Here is a 13,418-nt window from a genome sequence, read left to right as displayed (position 1 = left end):
CGCGAGGCCGCACGAGGAGACCGCAGAGGAGGTCGCCGTGGGCGATCCCGTACCCGCCCGTCCCGGCGGAGCGCCCGACCGCGGCGTCGAGCAGCTCACCGAGGCGTGGGTGGCGACGATCCACACCCGTGGGTTCGTCTCCGCCGGGCGGGCCGAGCTCCACTCCGTGCTGTCCGAGGCCGCGTGGTGGACGGCCGCCGTGGTCGACGGGCGGGCCGACATCCAGGCCGCGGCCGACGTCGGGGCGTCGCTGGTCGCGGCGCACCTGACCGACCCGGCGGCGCTGCGCTGCTCGCTCGACGTGCTGTCCTCGCACTTCGGCGACCGGATCGGCGACCCCGCGCGGCTGCGCCGGTTCACCGCCGCGGTCGGCGCGCTCTCCGCCGGGTACGCGCGCACCCTGCAGGAACGCACCCGCACCGAGCAGGACCGGATCAGCACCGCGGCCTTCGCCGCACGCAGCGCGGCGGAGAACGCCCGGTGGCGCTCGGAGGCCCGCTACGGCGCCGTGTTCGAGAACACCGCGCTCGGGATCAGCGTGTCCGACATCGACGGCCAGGTCCTCGAGGCGAACCGGGCCCTGACCGCGATGCTCGGCTACCGGCCCGGCGAGCTCGTCGGCCGCTCGGTGTTCGAGTTCATCCACCCCGAGGACACCCCCGAGATGTGGCCGCAGATCGAGGCCATGCTCGAGGGCCGGGTCGGGCACGTCCGGATGGAGAAGTCCTACTTCCGCAAGGACGGCGAGCAGGTCTGGACCCAGCTCGTGGTCTCGCTGATCCGCGACCCCGAGGGCTCCCCCCGCTACCTGGTGGCGATGGTCGAGGACGTCACCGAGCGGCACCGGCTCCAGTCCCGGCTGCGGCACCAGGCCGAGCACGACCCGCTCACCGGGCTGCCGAACCGGGCACTGTTCTTCACCCGTCTCACCGCGGCCCTCGACGACGGCGCGGACCCGCGGGTCGGCGTCTGCTACCTGGACCTCGACGGGTTCAAGGCGGTCAACGACACGCTCGGCCACGACGCCGGCGACCAGCTGCTGACGACCGTCGCGCGCCGGCTGGACGAGGTGCTGGGCACCGACGGGCACACCGTCGCCCGGATGGGGGGCGACGAGTTCGTGGTGCTCGTCGAGCACTGCACCGGTGTCGAGCAGCTGACGACGATGGCCGGCCGGGCGCTCGACGTGGTCCGGCGGCCGGTGGCGCTGCGCGGGCGCGAGGTCGTGGTCACCGCCAGCATCGGTGTCGTCGCCTGGCCGGTCCCCGACGACGAGGCCACCCGGCCGGCCGACGGGCCCGCCGCGGGCGGTTCGGCCGAGCTGATGCAGGCCGCGGACACGACCATGTACTGGGCCAAGCGCGACGGCCGGGACCGGATCGCGGTCTTCGACCCGGTCCGGCACAGCACCGACGTCCACCTGTTCGACCTGGCCGGCCGGATGCCCGGCGCGCTCGACCGCGGCGAGTTCGAGCTGGCGTACCAGCCGCTGGTCTCGTTCGCCGACGGCCGGACGGTGGGGGTGGAGGCGCTGGCGCGCTGGCGCACCGCCGACGGCGAGGTGCTCGGGCCGGACGTGTTCATCCCGCTCGCCGAGCAGACCGGCCTGATCGTCCCGCTCGGGCTGCACCTGCTGGAGCGGGCCTGCACCGACGCCCGGAGCTGGGTCGGCGCCGACCCCGATCGCGAGTTCTCGGTCAGCGTCAACATCGCCGGGCGGCAGCTGCGCCGGCCCGACGCCGTCGAGCGGATCGCCGAGGTCCTCGACCGGACCGGCTGGCCGGCGCACGCGCTGCAGCTGGAGCTGACCGAGAGCGATCTGATGGCGGCGGGCGGACGGCCGACCGAGGCGCTCGAGGAGCTCTCCCGGCTCGGCGTGCGGATCGCGATCGACGACTTCGGGACCGGCTACTCGAACCTCGCGTACCTGCACCGGCTGCCGGTGGACGTGCTGAAGCTGGCCGGCAGCTTCGTGTCGCCGGTGGCAACGACGTGCCCGGAGGCGGGACGCGACATCGACAGCCCGGTGATCCTCTCGGCGATGATCGACCTGGCGCACAGCCTGGGGCTGCAGGTCGTCGCCGAGTCGGTGGAGACGGTCGAGCAGGGTGCCCACCTGCGGTCGCTGGGCTGCGACGTCGGCCAGGGCTGGCTGATCGCCCCGCCGCTGCCGCCGGAGGAGGTCCCGCCGATGCTCGACCGCAAGACGGAGTTCTGAGCGGCCGCGTCAGCCCGTCGGCAGCCCCGTCAGCCACTCCCCGACCGCGGACCGCAGGGCCGCGTGCTCCTTCTTCAGGCCGTGGTCGCCGTCGAGCAGCAGCACCCGGCGGTCGTCGCCCTCGCCCGGCACTCCGAACCGGTCCGAGCGGCCCTGCACGACGAGCACCGGCACCCCGGCGCCGTCCAGCTCGGGCTGCCGGGTCTTCTCCGGCCTGCCCGGCGGGTGCAGCGGGAACGCCAGGCACAGCACGGCGATCGCGCCGGTGGCCGCGGCGGTGCGGCACGCGACCCGGGCGCCGGAGCTGCGCCCGCCCTGCACGAGCGGGACGTCGCGGTCCTTGCGCACCGCGGCGGCGACCGCGAGCCACGCCTCGTCCAGATGACCGGCCGGTGCCGGGGCACGCCGCCCCGCGACCCGGTACGGCTGCTCGACCAGGCCGACCTCGTACCCGGCGGCCGTCGCCGCGGCCGTGGCGGCCACCAGGTCGGGCGCGTCGACACCGCCGCCGGCGCCGTGCCCGAGCAGCAGCAGCCCGCGCGCCGGACCGGCCCCGGCGTGCACGGTCACCCGGGCCGGGCCGCGCGGGGTGTCGATCTCCAACACGTCACTCACGACATCAGGGCTCACGACATCAGGTCGAGCTGGATCGGCTCGCGCACCTGGTCCTCGGGGAGGTGCTCGAGCAGCTCGGGGCCGTTGTTGCGGACGTTGTTGACCTGCGGCGACACCGGCCGGATCTCCAGCGTGGAGACCAGGTCCGAGGTCGGCGGGACCAGCAGGCGTGCGACCCGCTGGTCACCGGCGCCCACGTCCGGGTCGAGCCAGTCGGCCCAGTCGTCGGGCCGGAGCACCAGCGGCATCCGGTCGTGCACCTGGGCCAGCGGGCCGACCGCCTCGCTGGTGAGCACGCAGGCGGTGACCAGACCGTCCGGGTACTGCTCGGCGAGCTCGGGGGCGGCGTCCGGCTTGGGGCGCCAGAACTCCCAGATCCCGGCCATCGCCATCGTCGCGCCGTCGCCGTAGTGGGTGAAGTACGGCTGCTTGGTCGGCTTGCCCGTGCCGCCCTCGCTCTTCGGGACGGCCGCGGACCGCTGCCACTCGTACCAGCCGTCCATCGGGAACAGGCAGCGCCGGGACGCGGCCGCCCGCCGGAACGCCGGCTTCTCGGTGATCGTCTCGGAGCGGGCGTTCACCATCCGGGCCCCGGCCGAGGGGTCCTTCGCCCAGAACGGGACCAGGCCCCAGCGCACCGTACGCAGCGAGCGCTCGGTGGTCGCGGGGTCGGCGTTGCCGTCCTCGTCGCGCGGGTGCCGCTCGACCACGACGGTGATGTCCTTGGTCGGCGCCACGTTGTAGTCCGGCCGCTGCGAGGTCTCGGCCGTCGCGTCGACGGCGCGGAACTCGTCGGCCAGGTCGGCGGGGGCCTTCGTGGAGGCGTAACGGCCGCACATGCGTCCCATCCTTCCACGTGGGGAAGGATGGGGGTGTGCGCAACTGGAGTGCCCCCGCCCCCGGCCGTCCCGTCTCCGGCACCGTGTCCGTCCCCGGCTCGAAGTCGGTGACCAACCGGGCGCTGCTGCTGGCGGGGCTCTCCGGTGGTGACTGCCGGGTCGACGGGGCCCCGCCGACCCGCGACACCGCGCTCATGAGCGGCGCGCTGTCCGCGCTCGGCGTCCCGGTCGGTGTCGAGGGCGAGGCGGTGGTCGTCGGTGCGCACGGCGGGCTGCGCGGCGGGACGCCGGAGCGTCCGGCCGAGATCGACTGCGGGCTGGCCGGGACCGTGATGCGCTTCGCCCCGCCCGCGGCGGCCACCGCGGCCGGGACCGTGCGGTTCGACGGCGACCCGCGGGCCCGGGAGCGCCCGATGGACACGGTGCTGGGCGCGCTGCGCACCCTCGGGGCCCGGGTCGACGCCGACACCCTGCCGTTCCTGCTGGACGGCGGCCCGGTGCGCGGCGGCGAGGTGACGATCGACGCGTCGGCGTCGTCGCAGTTCGTGTCCGGGCTGCTGCTGTCCGGGGCACTGTTCGAGCGCGGGGTGACGGTGCGCCATGCCGGGGGTCCGCTCCCGTCGGTGCCGCACATCGCCATGAGCGTCGACATGCTGCGCACCGCCGGGGTGACCGTCGACGACGACGAGCCCGACACGTGGCGGGTCGAGCCGGGGCCGGTCGCCGCGCGCGACTGGACGATCGAGCCCGACCTCTCGAACGCCTCGGTGTTCCTGGCCGCCGCGGCGGTCACCGGCGGGCGGGTCACCGTGCGCAGCTGGCCGGCGGCGACCACCCAGCCCGGCGCGGACGTCCTGCCGGTGCTCGAGCAGTTCGGCGCGAGCGTCTCCCACGACGCCGACGGGCTGACCCTGACCGGTCCGGACCGCTTGTCCGGGGTGGACATCGACCTGCACGACGCAGGCGAGCTGGCCCCGACCGTCGCGGCCGTCGCCGCGCTGGCCGGCGGGCCGTCCCGGCTGCGCGGAATCGGGCACCTGCGCGGCCACGAGACCGACCGGCTCGCCGCGCTGGCGGCGGAGATCAACGCCCTCGGCGGGGCGGTCACCGAGACCGAGGACGGCCTGGTGATCGAGCCGAAGCCGCTCACCGGCCGCTCGGACCGGCCGTGGGGCGCCTACGCCGACCACCGGATGGCGACCGCGGGGGCGATCGTCGGTCTGGTCGTGCCGGGCGTGCTCATCGACGACATCGGCTGCACCGACAAGACCATCCCGGACTTCCCCGGCCGGTGGTCCGCGCTGGTGGAGGGGACGGGCTACACAGGGCGGGCCGGAGGCCAGGGGCGGGCCGGAGGATACTGACATGCCGCGTCGCCGCGACGTCCACGCCCTCGACGAGTCCGACGTCCGGGTCCGCCCCGGACGTCGCGGGTCGCGCCCGCGCAGCAAGCGCCGCCCCGCGCACGCCGACGCGAACCGGGCGATGGTCACCGCGGTGGACCGCGGCCGCTGGACGTGTGCCCCGGACTCCGACCCGGACCGTGCCCCGGTCGTCGCGATGCGTGCCCGCGAGCTGGGTCGGACACCGGTCGTCGTCGGGGACCGGGTGGATCTCGTCGGTGACCTGTCCGGGGAGCCGGACACGCTCGCCCGGATCGTGCGGGTCGCCGACCGGGACACGGTGCTGCGGCGCACCGCCGACGACACCGACCCCTACGAGCGGGTCGTCGTCGCGAACGCCGAGCGGCTGATCGTGGTCACCGCACTCGCCGATCCGGTGCCCCGCACCGGGTTCGTCGACCGGTGCCTGGTCGCCGCCTACGCCGGCGGGCTCGAACCCGTGCTGTGCCTGACCAAGTCCGACCTGACCGACCCGGAGCCGTTCGCCGCGCAGTACCGCGAGCTCGGGGTGCCGGTGGTGGTCACCGGGCGGCCCGGGGACGGGCCACCGGAGGGGCTCGACGCGCTCCGCACCGAGCTGTCCGGACGGCTGTGCGCCCTGGTCGGGCATTCCGGCGTCGGCAAGTCGACGCTGGTCAACGCGATCGTCCCGGCGGCGGAGCAGGCCACCGCACAGGTGTCGGGGGTCGGCAAGGGCCGCCACACCACGACGGCCGCACTCGCGTTCCCGCACGCCGACGGCTGGGTCGTCGACACCCCGGGGGTGCGGTCGTTCGGACTCGCCCACGTCGGCCCGGACGACGTCGTCGCCGCGTTCGGCGACCTCACCGCTGCGATCGACGGCTGCCCGCGGGGGTGCGGGCACCTCGGGCCGCCCGCCGACCCGGAGTGCGCACTGGACGACCTGGTCGACGCGGGTGATCTCGCCGCAGGCAGACTCGTCGCATTGCGCCGCATCCTGGTGGCGCTCAACCAGGGGTGATCCGCGGTCCCACCGCGGCGCCCGGTCCGGGACGGTGCGGGCGAGCGGAGGCGGGAGTGCGGGGACGGCGACGAGCGGCGGTACTGCTCTGCGCCGCCGTACTCGGAGGACCGCTGGCGGGCTGCTCGTGGCCCGGTTCGTCGGGTGCCGCCCCGGAGACCGCCTCCCCGGCGGCCGTGTCGTTGCCGAAGTACTACGACCCCGAGCCCCTGCTCGCCGACGTCTCCGCGCGCACCCGTTCCGACGGTGGGGCGGTGCTGTCGGTGGCCGGGACGCTGACCGCGGGCGGCGAGCCGGTCCCGGTCACCGGCGACGGCGCGATCCGGATCGACCCGGCGGGCGCGGGGGCGGCGGTGCGGCTGCTGCTGCGGGCCGGGGCCGAGGGCACCGTGCCGCGGGCGACCGAGATCGTGCGGATCGGCGAACGCACCTGGCTGCGCCCGCAGGAGTCCGGCTGGGTCGAGGCGGGCCGGGCACCGCTGCCACCCGACGCGGTCGCCGACGCCACCCTCGCCGCGAACGTCGCCTCCGGGGTGGACCCGCTCGCGGCGGTGGCCCGGTACCCGGACGCCGTGCTGGTCGCCGACGCCGTCGACACCGACGTCGACGGGATCCCGGCCGTGCACTACACGCTGGTCGTCGACCTGGTGCGGGCGATCGCAGCCGAGCACGACCCGCAGCGCCGCGCGGCACTCGTGGCGCAGCAGCAGGCCGGGGTCACCCGGATCAGCACGGAGATCTGGCTGGACGCCGAACGGCGCCCGGTGCGCGGCCGGCTCCGCCAGCAGCTGCCGGACTCCGGGACGGTCGACCTGCTGATCCGGTACCGGGACTGGGGCTCGCCGGTGACGATCGAGCCGCCGCGGGCGGACTGAACCGGGTACCGCGCTCGGCCGGGATCAGCGGCGGAACGCGAGGTCCAGGCCCTCCACCGGCCAGGTGCAGTGGTAGAGCCTGCCCCGGCCCGACGAGGTGATCCACGCGTCGCGGGAGCCCGCACCGGCGAAGCAGATGTTGGTGACGTGGGGGTCGTGCTCGGGCGGTGCGACCGTGCCGAGCAGCTCCCCCGCCGGCGACAGCACGCTGACCTCGCCGGAGACCAACGTCGCGACGCAGACGTTGCCGTCGGCGTCGACGGCGAGCGAGTCGAGGTTGCGGAAGCCGGAGAAGCCGTGCAGCAGCCGCGCGTCGCCGGGGCCGGGCGGGCCGGGCAGGTCCGGGGCGCCGAGGACGCCGGGAGCGGTCACCTCCCAGCACCAGACGCGGCCGGTGGCGGTCTCGGCGACGTAGAGGCGCGACCCGTCCGGGGCGAGCCCCACCCCGTTCGGGGTGGTCAGCGGGTGCACGACCTCGCTGATCGCCGAGCCGTCCGGGCGGGCGTGGTAGAGCCCGCCGAGGTCCATCTCCCGGGGCCGGCGCTTGCCGAGGTCGGTGAACCAGAACGCGCCGGAGCTGTCGAAGACGATGTCGTTCGGACCGCGCAGGCCGTCGTAGAGCGTGCGCGTCTGCCCGGTGTCGAGGTCGACGCGCAGGATCTTCCCGCCGCTGTAGTCGTCGGGCTGGTTGCCCGGGTACACGGTGCCGTCCGGCCGGGTGTGCCAGCTGAAGCCCCCGTTGTCGCAGACGTACACCGCGCCGTCCGGCCCGATCGCGGCCCCGTTCGGGCCACCGCCGGTCTCCGCGACCGTCCGGTGTGTCCCGTCGGGCAGCACCCGGGTGATCCGGCCCGCGGCGATCTCGACGACCAGCACCGAGCCGTCGGACAGCGCCACCGGCCCCTCCGGGAACGCCAGGCCCCGGGTCACCTCGGTCGGTCGCGATGCGCCAAAGGTCATTCCGTCCCCCTCCCCCGTGAGTGGTTTTCGCGGTCAGGGCCGCGGTAACCACTCACGAGCCAAGCTCCACCAGGAAGGCCAGCTCGGAGGGTGCGTACCAGGCCAGCTCGTGGTCCTCCGCCTCGCCGACCAGGAACTCGGCGTCGAGGTCGCCCAGGTCGGCCTTGTCCACGGCGGCGGCGGCCTCGCGCACCGCGTGCTCGGCCTCGGGCAGGTCCACGTGCACGGCGGCGATCTTCGCGACCGGGACGGGACCGGTCAACCGGACCGCACCGTCGTCGAGGTCGGGGCGCAGCGTGACGTCGTCGGTGTCGGCGGCGACGACGACCCGGCGGGCCGGGGTGCCCGTCTCGCCGAGTCCGAACTCGACGGCGAGCAGCCGCAGCGACGCCCGGGCCGCCTCGCTCATCGCGGCGTACTCGAGCTCCTCGTCGTCTCCGGCCACGTAGGACTCACGCAGCTTCGGGGTCAGCGCGAACGCGGTCCCGCCGAGCGGCTCGAAGCTGCCGGTGGAGACCGTCCGGGCCAGCATCGGCCAGGTCGCGGGGAGGTAGATCCGCACGTCGAGGTCCTTTCTCGCGGCTGCCGCCGCATCGCGCGGCTACTGCCGCAGGGTCTCGAGCAGCTCGTCGAGCGACTCGTTCACCATCCCGGCGAACACGTCGATGTCGCCCATCGCGTCCCGGTCGCCGTTGAGTCCGTAGTAGACGCCACCGTCGTAGCTGGTCAGTCCGATGGAGACCGCCTGGCCCTTGGCCAGCGGCACCACCGGGAACATCTCCAGCATCCGTGCACCGGCCGCGTAGAGCGGGAACTGCGGGCCGGGCACGTTGGTCACGACCAGGTTGAAGAAGTGCCGGGACATCCCGCTGGCGGCGCGGGCCCCGACCCCGTGCAGCGTCGGCGGGGCGAACCCGCCGATCCGGACGAGCGTGTCGGCGCCGACGGCGTCGCCGGTGTCGGTGTGCTCGCGCATCTGGTGGGTCACCTGGTGCAGCCGCACGAGCGGGCTGGGCTCGCCCACCGGCAGGTCGACCAGGAACGACGCCACCCGGTTGCCGAGCGAGGAACCGGTCGCCGAGCTCGGGACGTCGCCCTCGCCGCGCACCGACAGCGGGACCAGCGCCCGCACGGTGGACGACCCGCCGACCGGCTCGCCGCGCGACATCAGCCAGGTACGCAGCGCCCCGGCGATCACCGCGAGGACGACGTCGTTGACGTCGCAGCCGTAGGCTGCCCGCACCCTGCGGTAGTCCTCCAGGTCGGTCCGGGCGAACGCGAACCGGCGCTGGGTGGAGATCTCGGCGTTGAGCGGCAGGCCGGGCGCCCGGCGGCCCGCGGTGCGGGCCATCGTGAGCACCTTGCCCGCCGCCCCGGCCACCTTGCCGACGGTCGCGAGCGCGTCCCCGGCGGCGACCCGGACGTTGTCCACGATCTCGGTCGGCCGGGTCACGGCCTCCCCGATCGCCTCCATGATCAGCTGGCCGTCGCTGGGCTCGGGCCGCGGCATCCACAGCTCGTCCGGGGTCTCCCGCGGCTCGGCCGAGACGTCGAGGATCACCTGTCCGATGTCGATCGCAGAGATGCCGTCGACCATCGCCTGGTGGGTCTTGGTGACGATGGCGACCCGCCCCGCTCCCTGCCCGTCCCCGCCGCCGACGGACGCCGCGGGGGCGAGACCCTCGACGAGGTACATCTCCCACAGCGGGCGCGCGTGGTCCAGCGGCCGGGACATCAGCCGTCCGACCAGCTCGGTCAGCTGATCCTCGCTGCCCGGACGGGGCAGCGCCGAGCGCCGCACGTGGTAGGCGATGTCGAACTCCGGGTCGTCGACCCACACCGGGCGGGCCAGGTTCCCGGGGACGTGGCGGACCTTCTGCCGGTACCGCGGGACCAGCGCGATCCGCTGTTCGATCAGCTCGACGAGCCGGTCGTAGTCGAATCCCTCCGCCGGTCGTTCGAACACGGCGATCCCGCCGACGTGCATGGGCGTGGTCGTCTCCTCCAGGTAGAGGAAGGAGGCGTCGAGCGCGGAGAGCCGGGACGGCATGGCGGTGATCCTACGTCCGCACGCGAAGATCCGAAGTCCGCGTGGGATTCTGGCCGGCGTGCCCGACCACGCCTCGTCCGCAGCCGTGTCCCCCAAGGACCGCTTCATCACCGTCTACGGCCGCAAGCCCGTGCTGGAGGCGCTGGCGGACCCCGAGCTCGAGGTGGACAAGGTCGTGCTGGCCGACTCCGTCCGGGGCGGTGGGGAACGTGAGATCACCGCGGCGGCGCGCGGGCGGGGTGTGCCGGTGCAGCGGGCGTCGGCCCAGCGGGTGAAGGTGCTCGCCGGTAACGGCCGCCACGACCAGGGCGTCCTGGCCGATGTGGTGGCCCCGCGCATGGCGCCGCTCGGGGTGTTCGTGTCCGACCTCGGGACCCGGCGGCCGGCCTCGGTGCTGGTGCTCGACGCCGTCACCAACCCGTCCAACGTCGGGATGATCCTGCGCAGCGCGACGGCCGCCGGGCTCGACGGCGTGCTGTTGCCCCGCCGCGGGGTGCCCGCCATCGACCCGCTGGTGATCAAGGCGTCGGCCGGGGTGGCGTTCTCCGCGCCGGTGCTGCGCAGCGGCACGGCCGTCGAGGGGATCGACCTCATGCACGAGGCCGGGTTCTCCGTGTTCGGGCTCGACGCCGGCAGCGACTCGCTGCTCGACGCCGAGCTGCCGCACCGCGTCGCGCTGGTGCTCGGCAACGAGACCGAGGGCCTGACCGACGAGGTCCGCGCACGGCTGGACGGGACGTTGTCGCTCCCGATGTACGGCGGGGTGGAGTCGCTCAACGTCGCCTCGGCCGGGGCGGTCGCCGCCTACGAGCTGCTGCGCCGCCGCGGCTGACCCCGCGGCCCCGTCGTCGACCACACGACGACGAGGCTGCCGATCAGCATCGCCGGGGCGAGGGTGAGCGCGCCGGAGTTCCCGCCGAGGAGCCCGGCGGTCGACACGGCCCCGACCATCACCAGGGCGAGCAGCCCGGCGACCGCCCGCACCCCGGGCGTACCGCCGAGCGCGAGGACCAGCGCGATGCCGCCCAGCACCTCGACGCTGCCGGTGGCGTACACGAGCAGCGAGGGCGCCGGCAGCGACCAGCTCGCGAACCCCGCGACCCAGCCCGCGTGCTCGGTGAACTTCGGGACGCCGAACCACACGAACAGCGCACCGACGACCACGCGCACGACCGCCGCCGCCCGCGGGACCCGCCGGTGCACCCGGGACCGCAGGATCCGGTCGGCCACATCCGTCATCGCGACCTCCCCGCGGCAGGGCCGTACCGGCGATCCGCGCCCATTCTGGCCCGCGCGACGTGGCGCCGCACCTACTCCGGTGGCCGGGAGCGCGCTGGTCGTGCGAATCCGGCGGAGGTCCTAGGCTCGGCGGCCATGGTGCGCCGTCGCATGCCCCGCCCGTCCGAGCTCGCGCCGTTGCTGCGCCCGGCCCCCCTCACACTGGACCGGACGGCGGCGAAGCTGGCCCGCGCGACGAGCATCGGCGACCTGCGGGTGCTCGCCCGCAAGCGTGCCCCGCGGGCGGTGTTCGACTACACCGACGGTGCCGCCGAGGACGAGGTCAGCCTGCGCCGGGCCCGTGAGGTCTGGGCGTCGGTCGAGTTCGCGCCCACCGTGCTGCGCGACGTGTCGCGGGTCGACACCGGCCGGACGATCCTCGGGCACCGCTCCGCCCTGCCGTTCGCGCTGGCCCCGACCGGCTTCACACGGATGATGCACACCGAGGGGGAACGTGCGGTCGCCGCCGTCGCGGCGCGGGCCGGCATCCCGTACGCGCTGTCGACCATGGGGTCGACGACGATCGAGGGCGTGGCCGAGGCCGGACGCGGCGGCCGGCACTGGTTCCAGCTCTACCTCTGGCGGGACCGTTCGGTCGCCCACGAGCTCGTCTCCCGGGCCGGGGCCGCCGGGTTCGACACGCTCGTGCTGACCGTCGACACCCCGGTCGGCGGGAACCGCCGCCGCGACACCCGCAACGGGCTGTCCATCCCGCCCGCGCTGTCGTTGCGCACGTTCCTCGACGGTGCCCGGCACCCACGCTGGTGGTTCGACCTCGTCACGACCGACCCGCTGACCTTCGAGAGCCTCGCGGCCGGCGGCGGCACGCCGTTCGAGGTGATCAACCGGGTGTTCGACCCGGCCCTGACCCTCGACGACGTCGCGTGGCTGCGGGAGAACTGGTCCGGCACGCTGGTGATCAAGGGGGTCCAGTCGGTGACCGACGCCCGCCGGGTCGTCGACGCTGGCGCCGACGCCGTGCTGCTGTCCAACCACGGTGGCCGGCAGCTGGACCGGGCCCCGGTGCCGATCGAGCTGGTGGAACCGGTCGTCCAGGAGCTCGGGGACGACGCGGAGGTCCTCGTCGACACCGGGATCATGCACGGCGGTGACGTCGTCGCGGCGGTGGCACTGGGTGCCCGGGCCGCGCTGGTCGGGCGGGCGTACCTCTACGGGCTGATGGCCGGTGGCGAGGCCGGTGTGCAGCGGGCGGTCGAGATCCTGCGGGCCGAGGTGGAGCGCACGATGCAGCTGTTGGGGGTGACCAGGGTCGACGACCTCCGCCCGGAACACGCCCGGCTCCGTTCACCGATCGGATCTGCCACTCACTCCAATGGACGACGCGCCGCGGGTGCATCCGGGCGCTGACCGCGCCACGATGGCGGCATGGGTTTCCTGGACAAGGCCAAGGAACTGCTCGGCAAGCACGACGACAAGGTCGATCAGGCGCTGAACAAGGCGGGCGACGCGGCCAAGAAGAAGTTCGCCGGCAACGAGCAGCACATCGACACCGCGACGAAGTTCGCCCGGGAGCGGACCGGCGAGGGTGACACGACCTCGCAGCAGCAGGGTCAGCAGCCCGGCCAGCCGCCGCAGGGTCAGCAGCAGCCCGGCCAGGCTCCGCCGCCCCCGCCGCCGGGGCAGGCCCCGCCGCCCCAGCAGTGACACCGCACCGGTGACACCGGTGCGCGACAGGACCGTCCCGGCGCCGCCGGGACGGTGAACTCGAGGCGCCGTCCGCCATCACGGACGGCGCCTCCGCTCTGCGCGCCGGGCCGTCAGCCGGTCCGGGCCGACGCGGGCACACCCAGCAGGATCTCCAGCTCGGCGAGCGTGGTGCCGGCGTCCACGTGCCGCACGCCGACCGCCCCCGCCGCGACCGCGCCCCGCACGCAGGCACCGAGGTCGTCGACGACCACGCACTCCGCCGCCCCCAGGCCCGCCTCCGCGGCCGCCGCGGCGAACGCGTCCGGCGCGGGCTTGCGGGCACCGCGGACCGCGCCGAGCAGGACGGTGCCGAAGGCCGCGGCGCACTCGTCGGGCACCGCGTGGGCGCCGGAGAACAGCACCGTCCGGACACCGGCGGCCCCCGCCCTGCGGACGTAGCCGAGCAGCCGGTCTCCACCGCCCGGCTCGTCGAGGACGCCGCCGTAGTCGACGATCAGGCCGCGCAGGGTGCGTGCTTCCGCCACCCGCGC

14 protein-coding genes are annotated in these 13,418 nt (G+C 75.0%); 7 read left to right on the top strand and 7 right to left on the bottom strand.

What is annotated here, in order from left to right; all coding sequences use genetic code 11:
- Positions 1 to 37 precede the first annotated feature (37 nt).
- Positions 38 to 2,218, top strand: a complete 2,181-nt coding sequence (locus tag BM093_RS10390) for a putative bifunctional diguanylate cyclase/phosphodiesterase (RefSeq protein ID WP_143105326.1) — start codon at positions 38 to 40, stop codon at positions 2,216 to 2,218.
- A 9-nt stretch (positions 2,219 to 2,227) separates the two neighbouring features.
- Here the strand turns inward: BM093_RS10390 and BM093_RS10385 are convergent, their stop codons facing one another.
- Together BM093_RS10385 and BM093_RS10380 are read right to left on the bottom strand one after the other, a co-directional pair.
- Entirely contained in the window at positions 2,228 to 2,833 is a 606-nt protein-coding gene (locus BM093_RS10385; protein WP_245773441.1) for an alpha/beta hydrolase family protein, read from the bottom strand.
- A gap of 11 nt (positions 2,834 to 2,844) precedes the next feature.
- Positions 2,845 to 3,672, bottom strand: a complete 828-nt coding sequence (locus BM093_RS10380; protein ID WP_093340796.1) for an SOS response-associated peptidase — start codon at positions 3,670 to 3,672, stop codon at positions 2,845 to 2,847.
- A gap of 35 nt (positions 3,673 to 3,707) precedes the next feature.
- On the opposite strand from BM093_RS10380, the gene aroA reads away from it, so the two are divergent.
- The 3 genes from aroA to BM093_RS10365 are packed head-to-tail and all read left to right on the top strand — an operon-like array spanning position 3,708 to position 6,932.
- Positions 3,708 to 5,036, top strand: a complete 1,329-nt coding sequence (gene aroA / locus BM093_RS10375; RefSeq protein ID WP_093340794.1) for a 3-phosphoshikimate 1-carboxyvinyltransferase — start codon at positions 3,708 to 3,710, stop codon at positions 5,034 to 5,036.
- Position 5,037: 1 nt separating this feature from the next.
- A complete protein-coding gene (gene rsgA, locus BM093_RS10370; protein WP_093340792.1) occupies positions 5,038 to 6,057 on the top strand; it encodes a ribosome small subunit-dependent GTPase A in 1,020 nt (339 codons plus the stop codon).
- 56 nt (positions 6,058 to 6,113) lie between these two features.
- Entirely contained in the window at positions 6,114 to 6,932 is an 819-nt protein-coding gene (locus BM093_RS10365; protein WP_093340790.1) for an SCO4651 family lipoprotein, read from the top strand.
- A 24-nt stretch (positions 6,933 to 6,956) separates the two neighbouring features.
- Here the strand turns inward: BM093_RS10365 and BM093_RS10360 are convergent, their stop codons facing one another.
- The 3 genes from BM093_RS10360 to BM093_RS10350 are packed head-to-tail and all read right to left on the bottom strand — an operon-like array spanning position 6,957 to position 9,942.
- Entirely contained in the window at positions 6,957 to 7,892 is a 936-nt protein-coding gene (locus BM093_RS10360; RefSeq protein ID WP_093340788.1) for an SMP-30/gluconolactonase/LRE family protein, read from the bottom strand.
- Between the two features lie 52 nt (positions 7,893 to 7,944).
- Positions 7,945 to 8,454 carry a DUF6912 family protein gene (locus tag BM093_RS10355; protein ID WP_093340786.1) on the bottom strand — a complete coding sequence of 170 codons (510 nt, stop codon included), beginning with the start codon at positions 8,452 to 8,454 and terminating at the stop codon, positions 7,945 to 7,947.
- Positions 8,455 to 8,493: 39 nt separating this feature from the next.
- A complete protein-coding gene (locus tag BM093_RS10350) occupies positions 8,494 to 9,942 on the bottom strand; it encodes a WS/DGAT/MGAT family O-acyltransferase (RefSeq protein ID WP_093340784.1) in 1,449 nt (482 codons plus the stop codon).
- Between the two features lie 58 nt (positions 9,943 to 10,000).
- Between BM093_RS10350 and BM093_RS10345 the strand changes: the two genes are divergently transcribed.
- Positions 10,001 to 10,774 (top strand): TrmH family RNA methyltransferase, encoded by a 774-nt coding sequence (locus tag BM093_RS10345; RefSeq protein ID WP_093340920.1) that lies wholly within the window; start codon positions 10,001 to 10,003, stop codon positions 10,772 to 10,774.
- On the opposite strand, the gene BM093_RS10340 is transcribed toward BM093_RS10345, so the two are convergent.
- Positions 10,747 to 11,181 (bottom strand): DoxX family protein, encoded by a 435-nt coding sequence (locus BM093_RS10340; protein WP_093340781.1) that lies wholly within the window; start codon positions 11,179 to 11,181, stop codon positions 10,747 to 10,749. The genes BM093_RS10345 and BM093_RS10340 overlap by 28 nt on opposite strands.
- A gap of 135 nt (positions 11,182 to 11,316) precedes the next feature.
- On the opposite strand from BM093_RS10340, the gene BM093_RS10335 reads away from it, so the two are divergent.
- On the top strand, positions 11,317 to 12,588 hold the full coding sequence (locus BM093_RS10335; protein WP_093340779.1) for an alpha-hydroxy acid oxidase: 1,272 nt from the start codon (positions 11,317 to 11,319) through the stop codon (positions 12,586 to 12,588).
- Positions 12,589 to 12,606: 18 nt separating this feature from the next.
- On the top strand, positions 12,607 to 12,885 hold the full coding sequence (locus tag BM093_RS10330) for an antitoxin (protein WP_093340777.1): 279 nt from the start codon (positions 12,607 to 12,609) through the stop codon (positions 12,883 to 12,885).
- Positions 12,886 to 12,998: 113 nt separating this feature from the next.
- Here BM093_RS10330 and BM093_RS10325 read toward each other — a convergent pair whose 3' ends face one another.
- Entirely contained in the window at positions 12,999 to 13,412 is a 414-nt protein-coding gene (locus tag BM093_RS10325; RefSeq protein WP_177238378.1) for an HAD-IA family hydrolase, read from the bottom strand.
- Between the last annotated feature and the right edge of the window lie 6 nt (positions 13,413 to 13,418).

The sequence above is a fragment of the Pseudonocardia ammonioxydans genome, assembly GCF_900115005.1.
Taxonomy (GTDB): Bacteria; Actinomycetota; Actinomycetes; order Mycobacteriales; family Pseudonocardiaceae; genus Pseudonocardia; species Pseudonocardia ammonioxydans.
This window is presented reverse-complemented; position numbering and strand designations above follow the sequence as displayed.